Below are 23,132 nucleotides of genomic sequence, written 5' to 3'. Positions count from 1 at the left end.
TCCCAATATCTATTACTATTATTCTAACATAAATTTAAAAAAATACTCATATTTAGCGTTTTGGTTTACGACCTAGTCCAACGGCATTTTTCATTTTTTGCAGTGTTTTGTTAGCTTTTTGAGAAGCTTCTAAAGCACCACGGTCTAAAATATCATGTAACTCTTCAGAATTTAGATAATGATTATATCTTTCATGGATTGGCTCAATCCATTTAACAACTGCTTCTGCTAAATCTGTTTTAAAATCTCCGTAACCACTGTATTTGTATTTTTCAACTAATTCTTCAATAGAGTAATCTGTTACTGATGAATAAATAACAAGTAAGTTTGAAATTCCTGGTTTTTCTTCAGGATTGTATTCAATGACACCACTTGAATCAGTTACAGCAGATTTAATTTTTTTAGTAATTATTTTAGGATCATCTAGCATAGAAATGAATCCTTTAGCGTTATCATCGGATTTACTCATTTTGCGAGTAGGTTCTTGTAAACTCATAATACGACCACCATTGTTTTTACCAGGAATCTTAACTTCAGGAGTCACTAAAATTTCTTGATTTTTACCTGCATAACGAGAATTAAAACGATCTACAAAATCACGAGTTAATTCTAAATGTTGTTTTTGATCTTCTCCAACAGGCACTAAATTAGTATCATAGAGAATAATATCAGCAACCATTAATGGTGGATAAGTTAAAAGACCAGCGTTAACAGAAACTTGTTTTTGTGATTTATCTTTGAATTGAGTCATACGTTCTAACTCACCAAGAGGAGTGTTACATTGAACAATCCATGCAGCTTCTGAGTGTGCTGGAACTTCTGATTGCACAAAGATTGCGGCATGCTCTGGATCAATTCCAACAGCTAAATAAAGTGCTGCTAATTGAAGGATTTGTTCTCTTAATTTTAATCTATCTTGGGGTACAGTAATCGCATGTTGGTCTACAATACAAAAATAGCATTTGTATTCTTTTTGAAGATCAACAAACTGTTTCATTGCACCAATATAATTTCCGATTGTCGGAATCCCACTTGGTTGGATTCCAGAAAAAATTGTTTCCATTAAAAATTCCACCTTTGTCTTAAGTCATATGTCTATTATACTAAAAAGAAAAAATAATAACAGAAAATCATTTGCCTAGTATTGTTTTTTATAACAAAACTTTGTGATAGATGGTACACTTTAGAATAACTGTTTTTCTTTTTTGTCTCAATTGTGAAATATGTCATAAGAATTTATTATTAGGATAGAAATGTTGTTATATCAAGGTTTTTATCTTGTGTTTTTTCGATTTTAAAGTGAAAATAGGCTAGTGTTTTGAACTGAAATATAGTATAATTAGGTTAGAGTAGTGAACAGAAAAAACTAACTGTTAATCTATTACTTTTAGAAAGGGAGTGACTGGTATGTTAAAATTATATACTTCACCTAGCTGTACATCCTGTCGGAAAGCACGAGCTTGGTTACAAGAGCACCAAATTCCCTTTGTAGAAAGAAATATTTTCTCAGAACCATTGACTCAAGACGAGTTAAAAGAAATTTTACGGATGACAGAAGATGGAACAGAGGAAATAATTTCTACGCGTTCTAAGGTGTTTCAAAAGTTAGACGTTGATTTAGATGAATTATCACTTCCAGAGCTTTTAAAATTAGTTCAGGAAAATCCAGGTTTATTGCGTCGCCCAATCATGGTTGACGATAAAAGGCTTCAAGTAGGATTTAACGAAGATGAGATTCGTCGCTTTTTACCAAGAGAAGTAAGAGCAATCGAGTTAAAGCATGCACAAATGATGGCAGGTATTTAAAAGATTTAAATAATTATAATCAGCATGTGATGAGAGATCGAGCATGCTGTTTTTTATTCTTTCAAAGCTTGATTTCCATTCTAAAGGAGTTGGTAGTGATTACTTTACTTTTTTTGAATATTAGATACAATGAAGCTAATGATAGAAGATAAATATAAAGAAACGAGGTGTAGCAAGATGGATATGGAGAGGATTAACGATAATACTATTCGAGTTTCGATTGGTAATGAAGATTTAGAAGAAAGAGGAATAACATTTTTAGATCTTTTAGGTAATCAGAAACAAATTGAAAGTTTTTTCTATAGTATTTTGGAAGAAGTCGATGTAGATGAGCAGTTTCAAGAAACCGATTCTGTCACTTTCCAAGTGCTACCCAATCAAGATGGGCTAGAATTATTTATTAGTAAGAACTTACCTTTAGACGATATGAATAACATCGAACATGGGGATGATGGTCTCTTAGGTGATAGCTTCTCTAATTTCTTAAAAGAGCATATAGCAACTCATGATAAAGAATCTGATGCAGAAGTTGATGAGGAAATTTTTATGCTTCAACATGGAGATAAGGTTAAAGAAGAAATTTTACGTTTAAACGATTTTGAAGAAATGATTGATTTAGCGAAACATGTCAAATTACATAATGTTTTAACTTCTTTATATATTTATAAAGGAGATTATTATCTAAGTGTTTCCTTTTTTGTTGAAGAAAAAGATGAGATTGAAATCAATAGTGACTTAGCTAAGCTTTACGAATATGCACATAGTTCTAATGTGACAGCAGATATCTTAGATGAGTACGGCGAAATCTTGATGGATAGAAATGCATTAGAATTGAGTCGACATTACTTTAAATAATGAATCACAGAGGAATGTGAAAGCATTCCTTTTATCTTGTTCAGATGTTCAAAAAAGAAAGTAGGTGAACCCCTTGTTACTGAGAAAAGAATTACTATTATATTCCATAGCAGGTACTTTAGGTACTATTATTTATTTTTTCGCCCGTTTTTATTCGAAAAACCTAACAACTAGCGTCCTATTACCAGTTATCATTGGTCAAGGGTGTGCCATTGTCTTTGCTTTTTTTGCTAATAAATATTTTGTATTTAAAAACGTTGGAGTAGGTTTTAAGAAAACGTGTCAGCAGTTTTTAGAATTTTGTATTGGTCGCGCGTTAGTTTTTGCGATTGATATTGGTACTGCGCACTTTTTTGTTGATAAATTTGGTAACTTTTGGATCCAAGTTTTAAGACTGCAACAGATTAACTACAATAATTCTTTGTTTAGTTTACCAATGCTACAGAGATTCGTAGGTAATCCATACTTATTAAATGAGTTTATTTTTACCTTATTATCGCAAGTAATTGGCGTAGTTATTAACTATGTTGTTTCGAAAAAAATAGTTTTTAACCTCAAAAAAGAACAAGATATTGAAATGGTTTATTAAGTTAAAGAAGCTGAGAAAAAGTTCAGCTTCTTTTTTTATTTCTTAAGACAAAAAAAGGATTGATCTTTTTAGGATCAATCCTTTTTGTTACATTCCGATTAAATAATCGTCATCGTTCATCGCTTCTACTGTTCCAAGTAGGTAACCATTACCAACTTGAGAGAAGAAGTCATGGTTACTTGTTCCAGTTGATAAACCATTCATAACAATTGGGTTAACATCATTTGCTGTATCAGGGAATAATGGATCCATTCCAAGATTCATTAATGCTTTGTTAGCGTTGTAACGTAAAAATGTTTTAACATCTTCCGTCCAACCTAATTTGTCATAAAGTAGCTCAGTGTATGTTTCTTCATTTTCATAAAGTTTGAATAGAAGGTCATACATCCAATCTTTCATTTCATCTTGTTTTTCTTCAGATAAGTCATTAAAACCTAATTGGAATTTATAACCAATGTAAGTCCCATGAACTGACTCATCACGAATGATTAATTTAATGATTTCAGCTACGTTAGCTAATTTATTATTACCTAAATAATAAAGAGGTGCGTAGAAACCTGAATAGAATAGGAAAGTTTCAGCGTAAACACTTGCTACTTTCTTTTGTAAATGATCTCCATTTAAATAGATTTCATTAATAATTTCAGCTTTTTTCTGTAATTGTTCATTGGTATTAGTCCACTCAAAGATGTCTTCGATTTCAGCTTTAGTGTTTAATGTACTAAAGATTGAAGAGTAACTTTTCGCATGAACAGATTCCATGAATTGAATGTTGTTAAGAACAGCTTCTTCGTGAGGTGTTCTTACGTCTGGTCTTAATGCATCAATAGCACTTTCAGATTGGATAGTATCTAGTAATGTTAAACCACCAAAAACAAGTCCAATATTTTCTTTTTGATCTTCTGACAATGTACGCCAGTCATCTAAATCATTTGATAAAGGAATACGAGTATCTAACCAAAATTGTTCAGTTAGTTTTTCCCATGTTGATTTATCAATAATATCTTCAATAGCATTCCAGTTTATGGCTTTGTAATAACTATTAGTCACGGTCGATTTCCTCCTTAAATAACACAGCTTTCACATTGGTTACTTCCGATTTCCTCAGCATCATCAGTAAAGGTTCTTACGTAATAAATTGATTTAATCCCTTTGTGGAAAGCGTAGTGACGTAAAATGTTTAAGTCACGTGTTGTTTGCTTATTCGTATCTTTTTTCCACTCGTATAACCCTTCAGGCATTTCAGAACGCATAAATAGAGTTAAACTCATTCCTTGATCAATATGCTTTTGAGCTGTTGCATAAACATCAATGACTTTTCTCATGTCCATGTCGTAAGCAGACGTGTAATACGGCATGCTTTCATTTGATAAATGAGGAGCAGGATAGTAAATCTTACCAATTTTTTTCTCTTGACGTTCTTCAATTAAACGAGTGATAGGATGGATACTAGCACTTGTATCATTAATATAAGAAATAGAGCCGTTTGGAGCTACAGCAAGACGGTTTTGGTGATATAAGCCATGCTCTTTGATAGAGGCTTTCAAAGCACTCCAATCTTCAGCTGTCGGTACATCAACATTACCAAATAATTCTTTTACTTTGTCTGATTGTGGCAAGATTGGTTCATTGATATAAGAATCAAAGTAAGTTCCATTAGCGTAATCAGATTTATCAAAGTTATGGAAAGTTTCTTTTCTTTCTTTTGCAATGTTATTACTTTCTACTAAAGTCCAGTAGTTTAATAACATGAAATAAACATCTGTAAATTCGATAGACTCAGGAGAACCATATTCCATTTGATTTTTAGCAAAGTATGTGTGAAGTCCCATGGCACCTAAACCAATTGTGTGGTTTAATCTATTACCATTTTGAATAGAAGGAACAACTTCAATATCAGATGCATCTGTAATAAATGTTAAAGCACGAGTCATCGCACGAACTGATTTACCAAAGTTAGGGCTATCCATTAGGTTAACAATATTAGTTGAACCTAAGTTACATGAAATATCTGTTCCTAATTCTTCAAACTCTTGACGGTCATTCACCATAGAAGGCTCTTGAACTTGTAAGATTTCAGAACATAGGTTACTCATAATAATTTTTCCATAAACAGGGTTAGCACGGTTAGCTGTATCAATGTTAATGATATATGGGTAACCAGATTCTTGTTGTAACTTACTGATTTCATTTTCTAGGTAACGAGCACTAATTTTTTGTTTACGAATATTTGGATTTGCTACTAAGTTATCATATTCTTTTGTGATATCTAAGTAAGAGAATGGAACACCATACTCACGCTCAACGCTATATGGGCTAAATAAATACATGTCTTCGTTGTTACGAGCTAATTCATAGAATTTATCTGGAACAACTAATCCTAAAGAAAGAGTTTTAACACGAATTTTTTCGTCAGCATTTTCTTTTTTAGTCGATAAGAACATTTCAATATCTGGATGGAAAACGTTTAGATAAACCACACCAGCACCTTGTCTTTGTCCTAATTGGTTACTATAACTAAAGCTATCTTCAAATAACTTCATAACAGGAACAACACCACTTGCAGCTCCTTCAAATCCTTTAATAGGAGAACCTGCTTCACGTAAGTTAGATAGAGTAATCCCAACTCCACCACCAATACGAGATAATTGTAAGGCACTGTTAATAGTGCGTCCAATACTGTTCATATCATCAGTTACTTGGACTAGGAAACAAGAAACGAGTTCCCCGCGGCGTTTACGACCAGCGTTTAAGAAAGAAGGAGTAGCTGGTTGGTAACGTTGATAAATCATCTCTTCAGCTAAACTCATTGCTAATTCTTCATTACCATCTGCAAAATAAAGGGCATTAAATGCCACACGGTCTTCATAACGCTCTAAATAAGCACTGCCGTCATTTGTTTTTAAAGCATATTGAGAGTAAAACTTATAAGCAGCCATAAATGACTTAAAGGTAAAATTTTGCTCTTCTAAATAAGCATATAAAGATTCAATAAATTGGATAGAATATTTAGCAATAAATTCTGCTTCAATATAATCTTCTTCAATTAAATAATCTAATTTTTCTTGAACACTTCCAAATTTCTTTGTATGAGGTTCAACGTTTTCGTTAAAGAAAGCAGCTAAAGCTTCTTTATCTTTATATAATGGGATTTGATCATCCACAGGTCTATTAATTTCATTATTTAATTCAAAATAAGATACATTATCAAGGTTTTTTAGACTCAATTTTACTCACTACTTTCTTAAAATTTTCTACATCAGTGTCAGTCCCACTAAACTCAAAACTATACAGCAAAGGAGTCTCGTAGTCACGAGAAATGTCTTTGGCTGTAAAAATAAAAAGATCGGCAAAATTTAAATTTCCCCCACCAGCAACACCTTGCATATTCATTTGATTTGTTTTGTACTCAATAAAATCGTTCACTACTTCAGTGACTTCAGCGTCATAAGTAGGAACGATTAGTACAAAAGGTTCATTCATCTCGTGAAAAGGATTACTCGTATCAATCTCATAAGAGGGAAGTCCTAATTTTTTGATAAAGCGTCTTGTTTGCCCGGTTAAAGAAAAAAAGACTAACTTCATATTAAACAGCCAACGTTCTTAATTGATCAGGACGGAAGCCAACGATAGTTACTTTTTCGTCTGCTGTTGTAATAACAGGAACGCTTCTAAATCCTTTTTCTTTTAATGAATCTATATATTGTGTCTCAACATCGATGTTGATTTCTTCAAAGCTTAAATTTTTATCAGCTAAAAATTTCTTTGTCATCTTGCATTGTGGGCAGTTATCTTTTGTGTATAAAGTTATTGTACTCATTTTATTCACTCACTCTCGTTTAATTTCTATAAGTAATAGTATATCTTGTTAGAGAAAAAAGTCAATCTTTAAAAACACAATATATAGTGGTTATTTTTTTTTGATACACTATGTTTTGTGGAAAAACCTGTGGATAAGCAGTGGATAAGTTAATGGAAATCATGATAAATATAGTGTTTATAGCTAAATAGTCTGTGCATAATTAGTTTTAAATTGTTTTGTTAAACAAGATATAGTGTCTTGGAAATTTAATATTTACTAAAAATAGAAGGATAAAAAATAAAACGTGGTTATTAGAACAAAAAAATACTAACTACTATATATAGTAGTTAGTGAATAAACTAATAAGTGACAAAAGTGTTAGTTCTTTGTAAGTTTGATAAAAGGTAAAAGCTTTAAGCTTAACGTATCCTTTATATAGAAGAAGGAAGAGGAGTCGTTATATGAGAAAAAAAGCAATTATTTATACTATTTCATTTTTAGGAATGGCCTTTATATTTTTTGGGACGCCTTTAATCACTAAAAACAACACATCTGACACAGCCATGGTGCTTGATTTGTTTAATCCTTTTGTAAAGAATAAAGAAGTTTATGTTAAAACAACAGATAAGTATATTGATACTTATAAAAGTAACGGAAGTGATAAAGAGCTAAATTATGTTTATGTGACAACAAGTTATGATAAAAGAGGAAAAACACGAGAATTAAAATATGTTTCCTTTGGTAAAAAATTAACACCTGATAAATACTTAAAAGTTAAAACAAAAGGACAAGATGTCAGAAAATGGGAAGAAGTTACTAAAGAAGAAGTACCAGAAAAAGCATTAGACCATCTAAACTAAACCATTATATAGTAATAAATAATTAAACACTCTTAAAAGCTCTGTAAAAGATGCTTATTAGGAGTGTTTTTGTGTTGTTTGAAGTCATAAGAATAAACTTAATATAATACTTTGTTCAAAAAAATAAGGAATGTGAAAAGAGAAGTTTTTTGTCGCGTTATAAGACTTAATCAATTAAAAAATAAAGCCTATCCTCAACTATACTAAGTTCATAAGAAATGAAACAAAAACAATATAGACACACAAACGGGTTTAAGGTATATTTATAAATGATAGGTTTTTTATAAAAAGACCCTTAACCGAAAGAGAGGGAATAGACAATGATGGAAGAAAAATATAATAAAATGGAAGCAGAAGAATTATTTGATAATGTTATGACAGAAGTTGAATTTGCCGCTAAGAGTTTTACTAAGACATTAGGATATAAACAATTGAGTTACCGTGAACAACAATCAGCAGTAGAAATAATTAATCACTTTGGTGAATTTATGTTTGATTATCATTTAGAGTCAATGTGCCTATGGAGCAATTGTGCTTTAGAAGATGTGCTAACTTCTATTTTCCCAACTAAAATCGTTGCCAATATACCTTTCTTTGAAAAAGTTGAAAAAGTTTTGGTGAAATTTTTCGAATTTTTATATCACACCAACCAACAAAAAAATGGTTTAGAGCTAGCTGACGGTGTGAAAAATTGTAGTGGTTTAATGCTTAAGGAAGTTCAAGTTAATTTAAATGATAGTGCTGAAGAAAAGTTGTTTGATTTAGGTGATGATTTAGGATTAGATATGTCAGATTTAAGTGATCTAGACCGTCTTTATAAATTTGTTTCCTTTTTCGAAGAACCAAAAAAAAAAATCTCAAAACTGAAAATTGTTAATATATCAGAGTTACAAGAAGAGAAATTAATCGCTAATTTTCATTGAAAGAAAAAAACACTAGTGATATAATAAAGCCAACAGGGCTATTAGCTCAGTTGGTAGAGCAACGGACTCTTAATCCGTGGGTCGCGGGTTCGAACCCCTCATAGCCCATATGTTAGGAACGTTGATATGTAGACATTTGTAAGGTGTCTGTATATCAGCGTTTTTTCTTTTTGTCCAACATTTTTAGGTTTTGGGGCAACCTTTGGGGCAACTTTTTTAATAAAAAATAATTAAATAACACCATACCTAAATAAATTTAGATAATGAATCACTGGCTTTTTTATCAACTTCTTTTAATGCATGAGCATAAATGTTCATCGTTGTTGAATAATCTTTATGACCAAGACGTTCTTGTACAGTTTTTACAGGTGTATTTTGAGAGATTAAGTAAGTAGCAGAAGTATGTCTAAAATCATGAAATCTAATTTTTCTCAAGTTGTACTTTTTACAAAATCTTGCCCAATGTCTGTTTAAGCTTACTGGTGCGACAGGTTCACCTTCAGGAGAACCAAAAATATATTTGTGTTTAACTTCTTCTATATTTAATTCTTTGCGGAGTTCGATATTGATTTGAATAAACTCTTTCATGATGCCCATGTACTCGCTAGGAACAACCATTTTTTTATTATCAGAAGCTTTTAAACCATCCAGTCTTTCTAAAGAGTAATCTCTTTTTTGAATAATCCGTTGATCGAATAAAACTTCATTGTTGTCAAAATCGAAATGACGTTCTTCGAGTGCTACTATTTCACCTTGTCTAGCAGAAGTAAAGAAAGCCGTCATAATTATTGCTTTCGTTCTAATAGGTGCATCAGATATTTTCTCGAATAATAAAGCAATCTCGTCAGATGTGTAAGGCTCGTAAGTCAACCTCTTTGCATTCTTCTCTTTGGGGATTATAACACGATTACATGGGTTTTCTTTAACAATCTCGTATTCATCCCTAGCGACAATGAAAACGTTACTTATTGCGCTTAAAATGCGTTTTTTAGTTTGTCTTGATAATTCAATTCCGTATTTATCGACAGCTTTTAGTCTTTTGGCATTAACCACAACTTCTTTTATTTCGTAAGGTTTAATGTCTTTGATTTTCTTATTAGCGAAAGTATTTAAAAATCTATCTTGAATAACTGAATTATAAGCTTCATATGTTTTTATTTCTAAATTTTCTTGGGCTGCTTTCTTCCAATAGTCATTATAGAAATGTTTAAAAGTAATAGAATCTAGTTCGTTATAACCATTTTCTTCTAAGTCGATATTCCACATAATTAATTCTTTAAGTGCAGCCTTATCATTCTTCGTTTTAACGGTTTTAGATAAACGTTTAGCATTTCCGTTTGCAGTAGTTCCGATTGGATATCTAAGACGGTAAGTTCCAGGTGAGATTAGTTCGTAAGATCCTTTTATATCGTCCATTACATTTTCCTCCTATTTATGCTAAAATAGGCATAATTAAAGAAGCCTATCTTAGGTTATTTATGTTAAACACGTCATTTCTCTTGGTCGGGGAAGACGTGTTGTTTTATTGACTAATACAGTATATCGTGGTATAAATATACGTGAAGAGAGATTATCTCTCAAAAATGATTTAGGCTAGTATTTCCGTGCTAGTCAAAGTAGCAAGAGCGCAGCTACGTTCCCCAGCGGGAGGGTTATCCTAGCGTCGGTCGCATGGGACGGTATCCATGATTTGCGCTCTATTTTTTTTGTCTTTTTTTCGTTAAGCACGCTCTTACTGTCCAAGGTGAGGGGCGTGTTTTTTTATTCGCTTATAATGCTTTCCAATTTACTTCCAGCGCTTAAAAATTCTGGGTAGATAGCTTTGTATAAAAATGAACTATGTTTTGTTTTTGAATTGATAAAATATATCGTTTTTACATTACCATTCTTTAATATTAAATTTATATGTAATTTTTCTGTGACTTCTTTCTTTTTCTTACCTCTAGACATCAATCCGCCTGCAACCATTCCTACTGGGCCGAATAGTAATGCACCTCCGACAGCACCGCCTGCGCCACTTTTTTTAATCACTTCATTATCGTTTATTACATTTATATCTAAAATATCATCATACGATAAGTAGTCTTTTGCTTTTAAACCGAATGCTGAAAAATTCGTTTTTATTAACCTGTTATTATCATCGAATAGTACTTTGTCTCCAGCAGAAAACGTTGCTTTAAATTCAGGATGTGCATCTTCTTTCTTTTTATTAGAAAAAATTCCCATTAAAATTACCTCCAATATATTATTTTATTCTATACGAATCACCAGGAGTATATGTATCAAAATTTGGGTTTAATTTATAAAATTCATCAACTGTTATTCCGTTGTCAGCTGAGAAACGGAATACTCCGCTATTATTCTCACCAGCTATAGCATATTGTGGTTCATTATCCTTCTGTTGTTGATCTGCTAATTCTTCCTCATGTTGTTCTTTATATTTTTCCATATCTTCATTAGTCGGCACTTTATATTCAGTTATAGGCATTTTATGCGTCAAATGATATTCGTTGTTTGAATTAACAGAATTCGTATCATCTATAGTAGGCTTGTCAAATTGTTCTTGCGCAACAGGCAATCCGTTTCCTAATTTATCTTTAGCGATTTTTAAATCTTTCTCAGCTTTATCCAATTCTGTTTTTAAATTTTTAATTTTTTTATCGTTCTCACTATTCTTTTTAGCTAGAGAATCATACTGTGTGGACAGTTCTGAATAAGCTACATTTGAGTCGCTCAACAAGCGCGTATTCTTTATGTACAAGTAACTAAAAATGCAACTAGTTGTTAACAGAACGATTAATGAAGAAATATACATTGTCTTTTTCATCTAGTTAAACTCCTTTGATATGTTATAATATTTTTGGCGTTACTTTTATATAACACACCGTTCAACTTTTAGTAGGGGAGAACGGTGTGTTTTTTTATAAATCAATACTAACTTTTATCGCTTTACCGATTATTCTAATTGGATTTTCTTCATTAGCTATAATCGGGTTATGTTCGCTGTTGTCAGGCATTAAGATGATTGTATCACCTTGAAATCTAACACGTTTTAAAGTAGCTTCTGTGTCTCCATTTACTAAAACAGCAGCAATCTCATTATTCTCTACAGTTTCTTGTTTCCTTATCATGACGAATGAATTTTCAGGAATAGTAGGTGTCATACTGTTTCCTTTTGTTTGTAGGTAGAATAGTTCGCCTGAAGGTAAATTATCAGCTATTTCCTCTTTGTAATCAATAATATTTTGTTCCGCTAGAATTGGATCGCCACAAGTTATAACACCTAAGACTGGTATTTTGACAAATTTGCTTATTTTATTTAATAAACTTTCAGCAGTTAAACCTAACAAGTAATCAGAAGTAACTCCAAAAATTTCTGACAGCCTCTTTAAATCTTTTCCTTTAGGATAATTATCATTACTTTCCCACTTAGAGACAGTTGTGTATGTTTTAAAACCTAAAAGTTCAGCTAATTCCGTTTGGGTTAAATTTTTATTTTCTCGTAATTCTTTTATTCTCTCTCCTATTTGCATCTTTGTAACCTCCTTTATTAAATTATAAGTTTACTATATCATAGTATGATTTAAAATCAATATTATATAGTAAAAAACTTATAAAAATAACATTTTTAATATATAGACTGATATGTATTTTAAAAATATATAAAATAAATCATATAAAATACTTGATATATGATTTTAAATCATGTATGATTAAACCAAGTTAAGAAGCGAGGTGAAATAAATGACGAACATAGCAGAGTTAAGAGCTAGAAAAAATAGAATGAGCCAAAAAGAACTTGCTGAAAAAATTGGAGTTACTCAAGCGTCAATTAGCTTGTGGGAAAATAATCCATTGTCAATGAACGCTGTCAACATTGTAAAAGTATGTAAGTTTTTTGGAGTGACATCGGATGAAATTTTAGGTATTAACAAAGACAAAGAGGTAACTCTTTAATTTTTTTGACTCACATATGATTTTAAATCATATAGAATAAAGGAGGAAGTTAAATGAATTTACAAGTAATAGACCAACGAGAAGTTTTATCTAAAGATTTTAAAATTTATGGAGATTTAGACAATCCATTGTTTTTAGCGAAAGATGTCGCTGAATGGATTGAACATTCAAAAGTTTCAAGAATGTTAGAAAATATTGATGTTGAAGAAAAGCTGAAGGAACAATTAGTTACCTCAGGTCAAAAACGAGAAGCATGGTTCTTAACAGAAGATGGTCTCTACGAAGTTTTAATGCAATCAAGAAAACCTATTGCTAAGAAGTTTAAAAAAGAAGTTAAGCAAATTCTAAAAGATATCCGCAAACACGGAATGTATGCAAAAGAAGAATTACTAGACAATCCAGATTTACTTATCGAAGTGGCAACTCAATTGAAAGAAGAACGCACTTTACGACTTGTAGCTGAACAACGAGTTAACGAGTTACAACCTAAAGCAGATTATTATGACAGCATTCTAAACAATCAAGGTTTAGTAACTATCAGTAAGATATCTAAAAATTACGGTATGTCAGCTGTTAAGTTTAATCAGTTGTTACATGATTTAGGCGTTCAATTTAATCAAAGTGGCACGTGGTTACTTTATAGCAAACATCAAGCTAAAGGTTATACACATATTGAACCGTTTGATTATACAGACGCCAATGGTAAGCAACAAGTTAAAACAAGAATGAAATGGACTCAAAAAGGTCATATCTTTATTTATGAATTATTAAAGCAAAATGGAATTTTACCAATGATTGAAATTGACGACATCGCATAGGAGGGAATAGGGATGAGTGAAATTGAAAAACATCAAGTACTAGTTAAAAAATTAACTGTAGAGAACGATTTTTTGCGAAAAGAGAATGAAGCTCTACAAACTGTTGTTAAAGTTTATCAAAGTCATCTGGAAACTGTGGTTGATCGAGAGGCGATTAGAAAGTATCGCAGTCGGACAAAAAAATGAGAAGTAGCGGTAACTACTCCTCAAGTAAATTAGCCTTTGTGACAGGCGTTAGAACACCAGAAGCAACCGTCAAAAATTTTTGAAGGGAACTTGGTATTAGCAAGGTTGATTGCTTCCTTGCAAGATGATTCGTATCCGATGTAAGTTCGGTTTTCTAACGCAGGTAGATAAACGCATTCTTCTGTATGCACTTCGTGGCGATACTTATCATCCATTTTATTATAAAAGTAATAGTGTTTAAGCATTATATTTTCACCACCTTATCAGTTATTTCAGCAGACCACTTGCTGATAAGGATAGTATATCAAATAAAAAATAATACGGTGTCAATTTAGACGACATCGCATAGGAGGGAACACTAATGGGAACTAATTTAGCTTTAGTATCATTGGATGATTTAGAGGTATTTATAGCCAAACAAACTATAAAAAATGAAGTTTGGAGTTCTAAACAAGCTGCTGATTATCTTGGTTGTAGTGTAGCTCAAGTAAAAAAACAAGCAGCAGAAGGAACAATACCTGGTGCCAAAATAGGTGTTGAGTGGAAATTTAGTTCTATTGCTTTATTTGAGTACGTTAGCAAAATGAAATTAAACAGATAGGAGACATTACATGACAAGAAAACAAGCGTTAGAAAAAGCATTCGTAGTCATGGCTTACTACGAAAAAAGCGACGATTACGAAGCTCATTTAAAAGAGCAACGCAAGGAGAAAGCTAGAGGAGTGAGGAAATGAAAAAAGACACACTATGGCGTCTTATATCAGTATTAATATCGATTTTTGTTTCTATAATCACAACGTTAATAGTAACTAAATTAAATTTATTTTGATAGAGAGTTAAACCACAGGGTAATCAAAGTAGTGATAACAGATAACACAACTGGAGTTATCACATTCCATAATATTTTTGATTTCAAATCATACTTTTTCTCATCTAATAAGTTAGAACCTTTTGGAGTTAATTCAAAATAAGAGTTTTCATCAGTTCCGAAAATGGTTTTACGAATATATCCAGCATCTAATAAGTGATCTACACAATGAACTACTAAATGGAAATCGATTTTAGTTTTGTTAGAAATCATTTCTTTATTCATATTCTGATTAGGGATTCTGATAGTAAGGAATTCATAACGAAGTGATTTAAGAATTTTGATTTCATTGGATGATATTTCCAAAATAAACACAACCTTTTTAAACAAATTATACCAAACAGAAATAACTAATCAACATAGTAAGGAGTGAGGAAGTGAAGAAACACATCAAACGTATTGCATTATACGCTAGCAAACTAGCTCTCAGCATATTCCTAATGTGGATAATCCTCTACATATTGGAGTTAGTGCAATGGAAGTAGTGTTACTGATAACAGTTATATTTAGCTTAGTGTGGCTATATCTGAATGAGAAGGAGAGGAAGAAATGAAACTAGAATACATCGAGCGTCAGCACACAACTAGAGCATATCTACTTATGATTATAACGTGCTTAGCTACATATAAATTTGGATTACTTGTATTGATCGCTTTGATACCACTATTTTTAGCAAGTTTTATGGACAGCGATATATCGAGTTATGAATACTCAGAAAGGAAAAAGTCACATGAAACTAACATATCTAGGCAACGATGAAGTTAAGATAGGTCGCACTAAATACAGGTTAATAAGTGATTTAACTAACACTATAATTGTTGAACTTAACAGCGAGCGTATGCAATTTATCAAGAAAACAGGTGAGTTTGTTAAGTCTGGAACAAAAAGTATAGATAGAGGTTTACCTTTGTCTACTAGAAAATTTTGAAAGGAGTGAGGAAGAGTGAGAGAGATTAAGTTTAGAGGTAAATGTATTTTAACAGGCGATTGGATTTATGGGAGTTTAATTTCATTCGATGAACAATGTAAATTTATATTTCAAGGTCATGAATCAGCAAGTAGTAGTACTTTTGCTGATTTAGTAAGAAATAAAATGGTAATGGTTGAACCAGGTTCTGTTGGTCAATACACAGGCTTAAAAGATAAAAACGGTGTTGAAATTTTTGAGGGGGATATATTATGTGGATGGATAGGTTCTCATTGGCATAGTGGTGAAGATAAGTTTGAAGAAGTTGTTAAATACGATGAGAAAACAGCTAGTTATAACTTTCCAGCTATTGAAGTAAGACATGGAGATTTAAGAGTCATAGGCAATATATTTGAAAGTGGTGAAATTTTAAATGACAGTGAAAATCCAGAACTATTAGAAACAAAAAAATCTAGCTAGTGCTGAGAACACTAACTAGAAAACTACACTTTTTATTATTATTACGTTAAAAATAGCACGAAATTAGGAGGTTTGCAAGTGGGATATGTAATTAAAACGGATGAAAAAAACGCTCAATACCTTGTAGAGACAGATAGAGAGACTCGTTTAATCATTCGTCCACACGAAAAAAATAAATCATGGATAGGCGTAGAGTACAAAGATAAATCGGATTGTTTGTTAAGTGAATGGAAGGACTATACTCCTTTATCACAAGATACACTAAATGACGCAATTAATGGTTTAGATGTAGCGATTGTATTAGAAACTAAGGATTTGCCTAGCATGTTAAGAGAGCTTGCTAAAGTTATTGAGGAGGGAAAACATGAACGCATTAAATAGATATGAGATTGAAGAATTAACAAACAGTTCTGAAGAAGAAAAACAAGGTTGGGCGATTAATGATTTAGAAAGTGTTAATTGGGCATTAAGGAAAATTGCTGCTTTAAATAATCAAATTGAAGAAAATGAGCAGCTTGCTAAAGAAGAAAGATATCGTATTGATCAATGGGAACAAAAAGAAAATAGCTCTCACAAACAAAGTGTTGAGTTCTTTGAACAAAAAATATCAGAGTATCACAGAGAATTATTAGTTGATGATCCTAAAGCTAAAATTAAAACTCCTTACGGTCAAGTGTCATTACTAAAATCTGCAGCTAAAATTGAATATGGAATGTTGTTCTCATGCAGTTCACAGGCCTAAAAGATAAAAACGGTGTTGAGATTTATGAGGGTGATATTGTTAGAGTCTGTGACGGTGTTGACAGTTATGTAACTGATGTTTATTTTGGTGGCGAAGAATACCCAGCATTCGATTTGAATTACGAGCATATTCCTGGCATGTGGTTTTACGAAAGCAATGTACTAAGTACGATAAATAATACAGATACGGAAGAAATCGAAGTTATCGGTAATATTTACGAGAACCTAGAGTTGTTGGGAGGGTAATGATGAAACAAGTGAAAGAAACAGCGGAGAATTTCAAGCTTTTATTTGGTCCTGCGGTAGGTTGCTTTTTAATGCCATTAATTTTTGGCATTCCATCTATTTTATCATTATGGGTTCTTCGATATATATGGGATTTATTGTTTAGATGAAACAACTTAACTACCCAACACCGATAAAACAACGCAAAATTAGAGCAGTACAGCCGAGTAAAAAGAATAAACCGACTAATAAGTACGGAGCAAAGAAAACTGTCTTAGATGGTCACGTGTTCGATTCTAAGGCAGAAGCTAAATATTACTATTTGCTAAAAATGAGAGGTATCACCAATTTCAAGATGCAAGAAGAATTTCTTCTACAGGAGGCGTTTGAGATTGAAGGCAAACGGAAGCAGGCAATCAAGTATAAGCCTGACTTCACTTTTTATGAAGGTGGCCAACTTGTCAAAGTAGTAGACGTAAAAGGGAAGCGTACAGAGGCTTTTAACATCAAGGCTAAGATGTTCATGAAAAGATACGGAATACCGCTGATACTAGCAAAATATGATTATAAGAGTAAGACGTTTGAGGAAGAAATGGCGTGAGGTGAGGAAATGACTAAAGAAGAAATAATAAAAAAATGGAGAAAAGAGTTAGAAAGTACCAATAAAAGTTTAAATGATTTTATGAAACAGTATAAAAAATCAGATGATTCTGAATCCTTATTAAGGCTTATAGGCCAATTAAGGCAAGAAGCTCGTTTGTTTGAGAGTTTTATTACCGATTTAGAAAGTTTGGCGTAGGGGAAAAGAGAATGAAAACTATACCAGAAATTGAAGAGCTAGAAGATTGGCGAGAAATAAGAACAAACAATTTTAATCAGCAAGTTGTTTATGAATTTCATAATGGGTTTGGTGCAAGCGTAATTCTTGGTAAATACTCTTATGGTTTGGAAATGATGTTAAGAACTCCTAGTCATATAAATACAAAGGATAAAGAACTGAGAGATAAAATCGAGAATATTGATTCTGATTTGTTATATGACGTAGTAGGCTACTTAACGAAAGAACGTATGGAAGCAATTTTATATGCTATCAAAGACTTATAAATAAAAAAGCAGCAAGATCACTCTTGCCACTCAATAATACCGCCTAAAAGTATTATAACAAGGAGCTGGCAAGATTGGAACTAAAATCAATGGATTTAAACGATATAAAAGAACTCGAAGGAAAGAACGCTCTAGTGATTATCAGCAATGGCCAGATGAAATCAGCAGAATTGCCAAAGTTTGGAATTGTTGAAATTACTAGCCATGACGAAAAAGTCACTTTTGTAGAACAGAAAATTAAAAGTAAGTTTTAAAATTAAATATTATCTGACCAGACAACTGGAGGATATCTTGATGAACGTTTAATACGTTTATTGAGGTGTCCTCTTTTTTTATTTTAAGGAGGAAAAAGACCATGACTTGGAAGTATGCTGATGAACTAGAGCGAGAATATAGAAATGATTTAAAGGGCGTTAGACGTCGTTTAGAAGAACTTAAAAATCGTAGGGACTATTTATTGAAATATAAGAGAGAATGCGAGAATCATGCCAAATGGAAAGAAATACCATCTATCAGTGAAGAACTCATTGAATTAAAAAAGCCTATCAGCATTTTAGGTGGAGTCGTTTCTAGTTCAATGTATTCGATTGAATGGTTACGTGATGCAAAAGAACCAGGAGCAAGACGTGAGATAAGCAATCGCTCAAGGTATCAGCGTACTCAGTTATGGTCTGACATGGATTTAGTAGTGGTGAATAAGTTTAGGTTTGATAGCGAGGATCTAACCGAGGAAGATTTGAAGAAGCTAGATGATTATATGAGTTGTCTAACTGATAGGGAAAAAGAAGCAATTAACTCCGTTGTGGCTAAAGGAAATAGTTATCAAGAAACAGCTGATTATATGGAAGTCTCAAGGTCTACAGTTCAAAGTTATGTGAACAGAGGTATGGAGAAATTGAATAAATCTCTAATTGATGGTGCACAAACTAGCCTTTTTTAGTATGATTGTATGTAAAAGGAGTGGTTAGATGAATGTTATTGATCAATTAATATTAAGCACAGTAAGGTTAGAGACTGAAAATTCTACAGGTACAGGCTTTTTTTATAAAATGTGTGAACAAGAAAACGACATGGCCAAGATAGTGATTGTCACTAACAGGCATGTTGTAGAGAATGCCTGTATATTAAACGTAACCTTAAAGTTAACTAAAGATGGAAGCGAAAAAATTCAAGACTTTAATATAAAAAATTTGAGAGAGTTAGTTGTTTATCATCCGGATCCAGAGACAGATCTAGCTGTTATACCTGTCACAGATTTATTTAACAAGATTCAATCAGATTTAAAATATGATCCTGTTGTTACGTTTTTAGGGAAGGAATTAATACCTAATGTGTCAGAGACTGCAGCAATGTCATCTGTAGAGGATGTTCTTGTTATCGGATATCCAAACGGTTTATGGGACAGTAAGAATGTTAGGCCGTTAGTTAGAAGGGGAATTACAGCATCTGATTACAAACTTGATTATGAGGGTGAGTCCAAATTTATTATTGATTGCGAGATTGTTGGCGGTTCAAGTGGCTCTCCAGTATTTTCTTACTCTACCGGAACCCATCATGTAGGTGACGGAAATTTTATTTTAGATGGGCAACCAAGAGTTAAATTTTTAGGGATAAACTCCAGTGTATTTATACAAGGAGTAGAGGGAAAGTTAATTACCACAGATTATATTGATAATATTTCATCCTATTCTAAAATTCCTATAGGTTTAGGAATTATTATCAAATCTTCTGAATTAGAAATTTTTGAAAATCTGCTGCCTTAAATTTTGCCATACAACCACCACAAATAGTTGAGGGGTGGTTCCCTTATCCTCCAGAATAAACTGGACTATTATTGGTAGTAGCGTACGGCGGTTGAGGGTTAGCTTAATTCAAGCGTCTGCCTGATAAGCAGAAGATGACGTGGAAATCGTCACCTGGGACTATCGCGCTATATCGGCACATAACTTTTCGTAGGGTTATGTGTCTTTTTGTGTTATCAGATAAATAGGAAAGGGAGTTTAAAATGATAGATTTAAAACATGGCGATTGTTTAGAATTAATGAAAGATATTCCTGATGGTTCAGTGGACATGATTTTATGTGATTTGCCTTATGGGACAACAGCGAACAAATGGGATTTAGTTATCCCTTTAGATAAACTTTGGGAACAATACAATAGGATAATAAAGGAAAACGGAGCTATACTTCTATTTGGTCAAGAACCCTTTATTAGTAAGTTAAGACTTAGTCAACCTAAAATGTACAGATACGATTGGTATTGGGATAAAAAGAGGGGTTCTAATCCTATGTTGGCTAGAAAAATGCCTATGAGAAATATAGAGAACATAGGAGTTTTTTACAAAAAATTACCTACATATAATCCTCAAATGGCTAAAGGTGAGCGTGAATATCCTAAACGCAAGTTTGCAGATAAAAAAAGCGATAATTTTTTTATGAAAGGTTTTGAAAGTCATAAAGATTACGACGGGTCGCTTAGATACCCTCTTCAAACGATTTCTATATCTAATCGAGGTGCTGAAGTAGCTTCCGGAAAAAGAGTGCACCCGACCCAAAAACCTGTAGCGTTATTAGAGTATTTAATAAAAACATATTCAAACGAGGGTGAAACTATTTTGGATAATACGATGGGTTCAGGATCAACTGGAGTAGCTGCGGTTAATTTGGATAGAAATTTTATCGGCATGGAGTTGGATCCCGAGTATTTTAAGATCGCTGAGAAGAGGATAGAAGAAGCTCGGCTTTATGAAAGAAATACAAACTATCTAACCAACCAGGGAAGAATGTGATTGAAATGATTAATTTTAGTAGAGATTGGAAAGCGCCATTAATTGATTACAAAACAAAACTCGAAGAGTGAGGTGGTGAGGCTGATGTGATTAATTGGCAAGAGATAAGAACGGAATTCGAATCAACTACTTGTACTATGAAGTCTTTAGCTGAAAAATTTAATGTCAGTCCATCGACTTTAAGGAGTAGGAAAAACAGAGAAAATTGGCAACGCGAAGCAACAGAAAATGTTGCAACGCAAAATAATGTTGTTGCAACAGATAAAAAAGGCGCTCAAATTAATAATAAAAATAGCGTGGGAAATAAAGGGAACAAAAAAGCTTCTGCGCCTAAAAAGAATAAGAATGCTGTAACTCACGGATTATTCGCTAAATGGCTTCCTGAAGAAACGGCTGAAATTATGGAAACTATCCAAAATAGGTCGGAAGTCGATATGCTTTGGGATTCTATTATGTTTCAATACACAGCTATTATTAGAGCGCAGAAGATTATGTTTGTTGATAATGAACATGATTTATCTAATGAAGTTGCAAGTCGCTCTGAATCTATCGAGGGTAGTGCTACATCTTATGCGGTTCAGTACGCTTGGGATAAGCACGCCTCTTTCATGAACGCTCAATCTAGAGCGATGTCAACGTTAGCTAACTTGATTAAACAATTTATCAATGTCGCTGATGAAGCAGACGAACGCAGACTTAAACTTGAGTTAATGGAAAGCCAGATTGACAAGCTTAAATCAGACAACAAAACGCCTGAAACTTCAAATATTACTATCGTAGATGCTTGGAGTGATGAAGATGAGTAATGAGGTTATCAATATTCAGAAAGAAGTCAATCCTCATTTTAAATCCGTTTGGACCACTAAGAAACCTAACAATGTTTTAAAGGGTGGCCGTAACTCGTTTAAGTCATCCGTAATCGTGTTATTACTTGTTTATATGATGATTCCGTTTATTTTACAAGGCAAACAAGCTAATATCGTTGTCATTCGTAAAGTGGGTAATACGATACGAGATTCAGTGTTTAACAAGATACAGTGGGCATTAAAGAAGTTCTTTATCTTTGAGGAGTTTAAAGCGACTGTTGCGCCTTTTAGAATTACTCATATTAAAACAGGTAGTACGTTCTATTTTTACGGACAAGATGATTTTGCTAAGTTGAAATCAAATGATATTAACAACATTATCGCCGTTTGGTATGAAGAAGCTGCCGAGTTTGAAAGTCATGAGGAGTTTGATCAAACGAATATCACTTTCATGAGGCAGAAACATCCTGATGCTGATGAGGTTAAGTTCTTTTGGTCATACAATCCACCTCGTAATCCTTACGCTTGGATAAACGAGTGGGCCGAAGAATTAAAAGGGGAACCTGATTACTTGGTTCATGAATCTAGTTATCTTGATGATGAGCTAGGATTTGTTACACCTCAGATGTTAGCTGATATTGAGCGAATCAAGAAGAATGATTATGACTATTACAGATATATCTATTTAGGCGAACCAGTTGGATTAGGAACTAATATCTACAATATGGAATTAATCAAGAAGTTGGATAAACTTCCAGATGATGAGTTTATTGTTTATATCTGCTATACGACTGATAGCGGTCACCAAGTTTCAGCAACAACAACTTTATGTGTGGCTTATACAAATAAAGGTAACGTAATTCTTTTAGATACCGATTACTATTCACCGATGGGAAAAGCTAATAAAAAGGCTCCTAGTCAAATGTCGCATGATATGAATGAGTTTGTATTGTCAACTAAGAAAGAATGGCAGAAACCTATTAAAATTGAGTTGATAGACTCAGCGGAGGGTGCTTTAAGGAATCAATATTATTTAGATTACGGTATCAGATTAGACACGGTTAACAAACAGAAAAAGGTTATCATGATTGACTTTGTGCAAGATTTATTAGCACGAGGTCGTTTTTATTACCTTGATACACCAAACAATCAGGTGTTTGTTGAAGAGCACAAGAAATATATGTGGGATGAAAAGACGTTACATACTGATGACCCTAAAGTTGTTAAGACTGACGATCATACTTGTGATGCATTTCAGTACTTAGTTTTAACTATGGCTAGTCAGTGGGGGCTAAAAGTTTAGGAGGGGTAGTGTGAGTAATTTATTCATAACTATTTTAGTTTTTTATATCGGAAGTAAATTAAAAAGAATTGCAGATTCTTTAGATAGAATACATAAAGAAATCACAGATAAAAA

General features: G+C 32.7%; 35 protein-coding genes and 1 tRNA gene. 26 read left to right on the top strand and 10 right to left on the bottom strand.

Features of this window, described 5'->3' with window-relative positions; translation table 11 throughout:
• Positions 1-52: 52 nt before the first annotated feature.
• Positions 53-1,063, bottom strand: a complete 1,011-nt coding sequence (gene trpS, locus ACODH8_RS10125) for a tryptophan--tRNA ligase (protein ID WP_332467022.1) — start codon at positions 1,061-1,063, stop codon at positions 53-55.
• 344 nt (positions 1,064-1,407) lie between these two features.
• Here trpS and spxA point away from each other — a divergent pair, with 344 nt between their 5' ends.
• The 3 genes from spxA to ACODH8_RS10110 all read left to right on the top strand — a co-directional run bounded on the left by spxA (position 1,408) and on the right by ACODH8_RS10110 (position 3,250).
• Positions 1,408-1,806 (top strand): transcriptional regulator SpxA, encoded by a 399-nt coding sequence (spxA, locus tag ACODH8_RS10120; RefSeq protein WP_114288927.1) that lies wholly within the window; start codon positions 1,408-1,410, stop codon positions 1,804-1,806.
• Positions 1,807-1,983: 177 nt separating this feature from the next.
• The gene (locus ACODH8_RS10115) at positions 1,984-2,661 is read left to right on the top strand and encodes an adaptor protein MecA (protein WP_332467023.1); all 678 of its coding nucleotides are present in this window, start codon (positions 1,984-1,986) and stop codon (positions 2,659-2,661) included.
• Between the two features lie 73 nt (positions 2,662-2,734).
• The gene (locus ACODH8_RS10110) at positions 2,735-3,250 is read left to right on the top strand and encodes a GtrA family protein (RefSeq protein ID WP_332467024.1); all 516 of its coding nucleotides are present in this window, start codon (positions 2,735-2,737) and stop codon (positions 3,248-3,250) included.
• 87 nt (positions 3,251-3,337) lie between these two features.
• On the opposite strand, the gene nrdF is transcribed toward ACODH8_RS10110, so the two are convergent.
• From nrdF to nrdH, 4 genes are read right to left on the bottom strand one after another with little or no spacing between them, the layout of a single operon-like run.
• Positions 3,338-4,300: a class 1b ribonucleoside-diphosphate reductase subunit beta gene (gene nrdF, locus ACODH8_RS10105; protein WP_332467025.1), complete on the bottom strand. Its 963-nt coding sequence runs from the start codon at positions 4,298-4,300 to the stop codon at positions 3,338-3,340.
• A gap of 14 nt (positions 4,301-4,314) precedes the next feature.
• Positions 4,315-6,477, bottom strand: coding sequence for a class 1b ribonucleoside-diphosphate reductase subunit alpha (gene nrdE, locus ACODH8_RS10100; protein WP_332467026.1), 2,163 nt, complete (start codon positions 6,475-6,477; stop codon positions 4,315-4,317).
• Positions 6,458-6,835: a class Ib ribonucleoside-diphosphate reductase assembly flavoprotein NrdI gene (gene nrdI / locus ACODH8_RS10095; protein WP_332467027.1), complete on the bottom strand. Its 378-nt coding sequence runs from the start codon at positions 6,833-6,835 to the stop codon at positions 6,458-6,460. Before nrdI ends, nrdE begins: the two co-directional genes overlap by 20 nt.
• Before the next feature lies 1 nt (position 6,836).
• A complete protein-coding gene (gene nrdH, locus ACODH8_RS10090; RefSeq protein ID WP_332467028.1) occupies positions 6,837-7,070 on the bottom strand; it encodes a glutaredoxin-like protein NrdH in 234 nt (77 codons plus the stop codon).
• A gap of 443 nt (positions 7,071-7,513) precedes the next feature.
• Between nrdH and ACODH8_RS10085 the strand changes: the two genes are divergently transcribed.
• From ACODH8_RS10085 to ACODH8_RS10075, 3 genes are all read left to right on the top strand, one after another.
• Positions 7,514-7,912: a YxeA family protein gene (locus ACODH8_RS10085; protein ID WP_332525958.1), complete on the top strand. Its 399-nt coding sequence runs from the start codon at positions 7,514-7,516 to the stop codon at positions 7,910-7,912.
• A 320-nt stretch (positions 7,913-8,232) separates the two neighbouring features.
• Positions 8,233-8,835: a hypothetical protein gene (locus ACODH8_RS10080; protein WP_332525957.1), complete on the top strand. Its 603-nt coding sequence runs from the start codon at positions 8,233-8,235 to the stop codon at positions 8,833-8,835.
• 35 nt (positions 8,836-8,870) lie between these two features.
• Positions 8,871-8,943, top strand: a tRNA-Lys gene (locus ACODH8_RS10075).
• A 138-nt stretch (positions 8,944-9,081) separates the two neighbouring features.
• Here ACODH8_RS10075 and ACODH8_RS10070 read toward each other — a convergent pair.
• The 4 genes from ACODH8_RS10070 to ACODH8_RS10055 form a co-directional block, all read right to left on the bottom strand.
• Positions 9,082-10,251, bottom strand: coding sequence for a tyrosine-type recombinase/integrase (locus ACODH8_RS10070; RefSeq protein ID WP_420517728.1), 1,170 nt, complete (start codon positions 10,249-10,251; stop codon positions 9,082-9,084).
• Between the two features lie 345 nt (positions 10,252-10,596).
• Positions 10,597-11,061 carry a hypothetical protein gene (locus ACODH8_RS10065; protein WP_420517727.1) on the bottom strand — a complete coding sequence of 155 codons (465 nt, stop codon included), beginning with the start codon at positions 11,059-11,061 and terminating at the stop codon, positions 10,597-10,599.
• Positions 11,062-11,080: 19 nt separating this feature from the next.
• Entirely contained in the window at positions 11,081-11,662 is a 582-nt protein-coding gene (locus tag ACODH8_RS10060; RefSeq protein WP_420517726.1) for a hypothetical protein, read from the bottom strand.
• A 94-nt stretch (positions 11,663-11,756) separates the two neighbouring features.
• A complete protein-coding gene (locus ACODH8_RS10055) occupies positions 11,757-12,368 on the bottom strand; it encodes a LexA family protein (RefSeq protein ID WP_420517725.1) in 612 nt (203 codons plus the stop codon).
• Between the two features lie 211 nt (positions 12,369-12,579).
• Here ACODH8_RS10055 and ACODH8_RS10050 point away from each other — a divergent pair, with 211 nt between their 5' ends.
• From ACODH8_RS10050 to ACODH8_RS10030, 5 genes are all read left to right on the top strand, one after another.
• Positions 12,580-12,792 carry a helix-turn-helix transcriptional regulator gene (locus tag ACODH8_RS10050; RefSeq protein ID WP_420517724.1) on the top strand — a complete coding sequence of 71 codons (213 nt, stop codon included), beginning with the start codon at positions 12,580-12,582 and terminating at the stop codon, positions 12,790-12,792.
• A 53-nt stretch (positions 12,793-12,845) separates the two neighbouring features.
• A complete protein-coding gene (locus ACODH8_RS10045) occupies positions 12,846-13,610 on the top strand; it encodes a phage antirepressor (protein ID WP_420517723.1) in 765 nt (254 codons plus the stop codon).
• 12 nt (positions 13,611-13,622) lie between these two features.
• Positions 13,623-13,796: a hypothetical protein gene (locus ACODH8_RS10040; protein ID WP_420517722.1), complete on the top strand. Its 174-nt coding sequence runs from the start codon at positions 13,623-13,625 to the stop codon at positions 13,794-13,796.
• Between the two features lie 361 nt (positions 13,797-14,157).
• Complete coding sequence (locus ACODH8_RS10035) at positions 14,158-14,397, top strand: helix-turn-helix domain-containing protein (protein ID WP_420021457.1); 240 nt, start codon at positions 14,158-14,160, stop codon at positions 14,395-14,397.
• A gap of 10 nt (positions 14,398-14,407) precedes the next feature.
• Positions 14,408-14,530 (top strand): hypothetical protein, encoded by a 123-nt coding sequence (locus tag ACODH8_RS10030; RefSeq protein WP_420517721.1) that lies wholly within the window; start codon positions 14,408-14,410, stop codon positions 14,528-14,530.
• Positions 14,531-14,616: 86 nt separating this feature from the next.
• On the opposite strand, the gene ACODH8_RS10025 is transcribed toward ACODH8_RS10030, so the two are convergent.
• Positions 14,617-14,970: a hypothetical protein gene (locus tag ACODH8_RS10025; protein ID WP_420517720.1), complete on the bottom strand. Its 354-nt coding sequence runs from the start codon at positions 14,968-14,970 to the stop codon at positions 14,617-14,619.
• Positions 14,971-15,394: 424 nt separating this feature from the next.
• Here ACODH8_RS10025 and ACODH8_RS10020 point away from each other — a divergent pair, with 424 nt between their 5' ends.
• The 15 genes from ACODH8_RS10020 (at position 15,395) to ACODH8_RS09950 (ending at position 23,018) form a co-directional block, all read left to right on the top strand.
• Entirely contained in the window at positions 15,395-15,592 is a 198-nt protein-coding gene (locus ACODH8_RS10020) for a hypothetical protein (protein WP_420517719.1), read from the top strand.
• Positions 15,593-15,607: 15 nt separating this feature from the next.
• Positions 15,608-16,051: a YopX family protein gene (locus ACODH8_RS10015; protein ID WP_420517718.1), complete on the top strand. Its 444-nt coding sequence runs from the start codon at positions 15,608-15,610 to the stop codon at positions 16,049-16,051.
• A gap of 78 nt (positions 16,052-16,129) precedes the next feature.
• Positions 16,130-16,432 (top strand): hypothetical protein, encoded by a 303-nt coding sequence (locus ACODH8_RS10010; RefSeq protein WP_420517717.1) that lies wholly within the window; start codon positions 16,130-16,132, stop codon positions 16,430-16,432.
• Positions 16,416-16,793, top strand: a complete 378-nt coding sequence (locus ACODH8_RS10005; RefSeq protein WP_420517716.1) for a host-nuclease inhibitor Gam family protein — start codon at positions 16,416-16,418, stop codon at positions 16,791-16,793. The genes ACODH8_RS10010 and ACODH8_RS10005 overlap by 17 nt, the downstream gene beginning before the upstream one ends.
• Entirely contained in the window at positions 16,775-17,038 is a 264-nt protein-coding gene (locus ACODH8_RS10000; RefSeq protein ID WP_420517715.1) for a YopX family protein, read from the top strand. The genes ACODH8_RS10005 and ACODH8_RS10000 overlap by 19 nt, the downstream gene beginning before the upstream one ends.
• Positions 17,039-17,040: 2 nt before the next feature.
• Positions 17,041-17,187 carry a hypothetical protein gene (locus ACODH8_RS09995; RefSeq protein WP_332466130.1) on the top strand — a complete coding sequence of 49 codons (147 nt, stop codon included), beginning with the start codon at positions 17,041-17,043 and terminating at the stop codon, positions 17,185-17,187.
• Positions 17,184-17,618: a DUF1064 domain-containing protein gene (locus ACODH8_RS09990; protein ID WP_420517714.1), complete on the top strand. Its 435-nt coding sequence runs from the start codon at positions 17,184-17,186 to the stop codon at positions 17,616-17,618. Before ACODH8_RS09995 ends, ACODH8_RS09990 begins: the two co-directional genes overlap by 4 nt.
• 9 nt (positions 17,619-17,627) lie before the next feature.
• Positions 17,628-17,816: a hypothetical protein gene (locus ACODH8_RS09985; protein ID WP_420517713.1), complete on the top strand. Its 189-nt coding sequence runs from the start codon at positions 17,628-17,630 to the stop codon at positions 17,814-17,816.
• A gap of 11 nt (positions 17,817-17,827) precedes the next feature.
• Positions 17,828-18,121: a hypothetical protein gene (locus ACODH8_RS09980; protein ID WP_332466133.1), complete on the top strand. Its 294-nt coding sequence runs from the start codon at positions 17,828-17,830 to the stop codon at positions 18,119-18,121.
• Between the two features lie 74 nt (positions 18,122-18,195).
• Positions 18,196-18,375 (top strand): XtrA/YqaO family protein, encoded by a 180-nt coding sequence (locus ACODH8_RS09975; protein WP_420517712.1) that lies wholly within the window; start codon positions 18,196-18,198, stop codon positions 18,373-18,375.
• Positions 18,376-18,476: 101 nt separating this feature from the next.
• Positions 18,477-19,061 carry a sigma factor-like helix-turn-helix DNA-binding protein gene (locus ACODH8_RS09970; protein ID WP_420517711.1) on the top strand — a complete coding sequence of 195 codons (585 nt, stop codon included), beginning with the start codon at positions 18,477-18,479 and terminating at the stop codon, positions 19,059-19,061.
• Between the two features lie 28 nt (positions 19,062-19,089).
• On the top strand, positions 19,090-19,884 hold the full coding sequence (locus ACODH8_RS09965) for a S1 family peptidase (RefSeq protein WP_420517710.1): 795 nt from the start codon (positions 19,090-19,092) through the stop codon (positions 19,882-19,884).
• Positions 19,885-20,126: 242 nt separating this feature from the next.
• Complete coding sequence (locus tag ACODH8_RS09960; protein ID WP_332466136.1) at positions 20,127-20,909, top strand: site-specific DNA-methyltransferase; 783 nt, start codon at positions 20,127-20,129, stop codon at positions 20,907-20,909.
• Between the two features lie 86 nt (positions 20,910-20,995).
• Complete coding sequence (gene terS, locus ACODH8_RS09955; protein WP_420517709.1) at positions 20,996-21,715, top strand: phage terminase small subunit; 720 nt, start codon at positions 20,996-20,998, stop codon at positions 21,713-21,715.
• Positions 21,708-23,018, top strand: coding sequence for a PBSX family phage terminase large subunit (locus ACODH8_RS09950; RefSeq protein ID WP_420517708.1), 1,311 nt, complete (start codon positions 21,708-21,710; stop codon positions 23,016-23,018). The genes terS and ACODH8_RS09950 overlap by 8 nt, the downstream gene beginning before the upstream one ends.
• The last annotated feature ends 114 nt before the right edge of the window (positions 23,019-23,132 follow it).

This window comes from Vagococcus fluvialis (assembly GCF_048815235.1).
Lineage (GTDB): Bacteria > Bacillota > Bacilli > Lactobacillales > Vagococcaceae > Vagococcus.
The sequence above is the reverse complement of the archived record's forward strand: the minus strand, read 5'-3'. Positions and strand labels throughout refer to the sequence as shown.

Coding starts and splice junctions, on each gene's coding strand:
- trpS (WP_332467022.1), bottom strand. CDS start 1,063: ATGGAAACAATTTTTTCTGGAATCCAACCAAGTGGGATTCCGACAATC.
- spxA (WP_114288927.1), top strand. CDS start 1,408: ATGTTAAAATTATATACTTCACCTAGCTGTACATCCTGTCGGAAAGCA.
- ACODH8_RS10115 (WP_332467023.1), top strand. CDS start 1,984: ATGGATATGGAGAGGATTAACGATAATACTATTCGAGTTTCGATTGGT.
- nrdI (WP_332467027.1), bottom strand. CDS start 6,835: ATGAAGTTAGTCTTTTTTTCTTTAACCGGGCAAACAAGACGCTTTATC.
- nrdH (WP_332467028.1), bottom strand. CDS start 7,070: ATGAGTACAATAACTTTATACACAAAAGATAACTGCCCACAATGCAAG.
- ACODH8_RS10085 (WP_332525958.1), top strand. CDS start 7,514: ATGAGAAAAAAAGCAATTATTTATACTATTTCATTTTTAGGAATGGCC.
- ACODH8_RS10080 (WP_332525957.1), top strand. CDS start 8,233: ATGATGGAAGAAAAATATAATAAAATGGAAGCAGAAGAATTATTTGAT.
- ACODH8_RS10070 (WP_420517728.1), bottom strand. CDS start 10,251: ATGGACGATATAAAAGGATCTTACGAACTAATCTCACCTGGAACTTAC.
- ACODH8_RS10065 (WP_420517727.1), bottom strand. CDS start 11,061: ATGGGAATTTTTTCTAATAAAAAGAAAGAAGATGCACATCCTGAATTT.
- ACODH8_RS10060 (WP_420517726.1), bottom strand. CDS start 11,662: ATGAAAAAGACAATGTATATTTCTTCATTAATCGTTCTGTTAACAACT.
- ACODH8_RS10055 (WP_420517725.1), bottom strand. CDS start 12,368: ATGCAAATAGGAGAGAGAATAAAAGAATTACGAGAAAATAAAAATTTA.
- ACODH8_RS10050 (WP_420517724.1), top strand. CDS start 12,580: ATGACGAACATAGCAGAGTTAAGAGCTAGAAAAAATAGAATGAGCCAA.
- ACODH8_RS10045 (WP_420517723.1), top strand. CDS start 12,846: ATGAATTTACAAGTAATAGACCAACGAGAAGTTTTATCTAAAGATTTT.
- ACODH8_RS10040 (WP_420517722.1), top strand. CDS start 13,623: ATGAGTGAAATTGAAAAACATCAAGTACTAGTTAAAAAATTAACTGTA.
- ACODH8_RS10035 (WP_420021457.1), top strand. CDS start 14,158: ATGGGAACTAATTTAGCTTTAGTATCATTGGATGATTTAGAGGTATTT.
- ACODH8_RS10030 (WP_420517721.1), top strand. CDS start 14,408: ATGACAAGAAAACAAGCGTTAGAAAAAGCATTCGTAGTCATGGCTTAC.
- ACODH8_RS10020 (WP_420517719.1), top strand. CDS start 15,395: ATGAAACTAACATATCTAGGCAACGATGAAGTTAAGATAGGTCGCACT.
- ACODH8_RS10005 (WP_420517716.1), top strand. CDS start 16,416: ATGAACGCATTAAATAGATATGAGATTGAAGAATTAACAAACAGTTCT.
- ACODH8_RS10000 (WP_420517715.1), top strand. CDS start 16,775: ATGCAGTTCACAGGCCTAAAAGATAAAAACGGTGTTGAGATTTATGAG.
- ACODH8_RS09995 (WP_332466130.1), top strand. CDS start 17,041: ATGAAACAAGTGAAAGAAACAGCGGAGAATTTCAAGCTTTTATTTGGT.
- ACODH8_RS09990 (WP_420517714.1), top strand. CDS start 17,184: ATGAAACAACTTAACTACCCAACACCGATAAAACAACGCAAAATTAGA.
- ACODH8_RS09985 (WP_420517713.1), top strand. CDS start 17,628: ATGACTAAAGAAGAAATAATAAAAAAATGGAGAAAAGAGTTAGAAAGT.
- ACODH8_RS09980 (WP_332466133.1), top strand. CDS start 17,828: ATGAAAACTATACCAGAAATTGAAGAGCTAGAAGATTGGCGAGAAATA.
- ACODH8_RS09970 (WP_420517711.1), top strand. CDS start 18,477: ATGACTTGGAAGTATGCTGATGAACTAGAGCGAGAATATAGAAATGAT.
- ACODH8_RS09965 (WP_420517710.1), top strand. CDS start 19,090: ATGAATGTTATTGATCAATTAATATTAAGCACAGTAAGGTTAGAGACT.
- ACODH8_RS09960 (WP_332466136.1), top strand. CDS start 20,127: ATGATAGATTTAAAACATGGCGATTGTTTAGAATTAATGAAAGATATT.
- ACODH8_RS09950 (WP_420517708.1), top strand. CDS start 21,708: ATGAGTAATGAGGTTATCAATATTCAGAAAGAAGTCAATCCTCATTTT.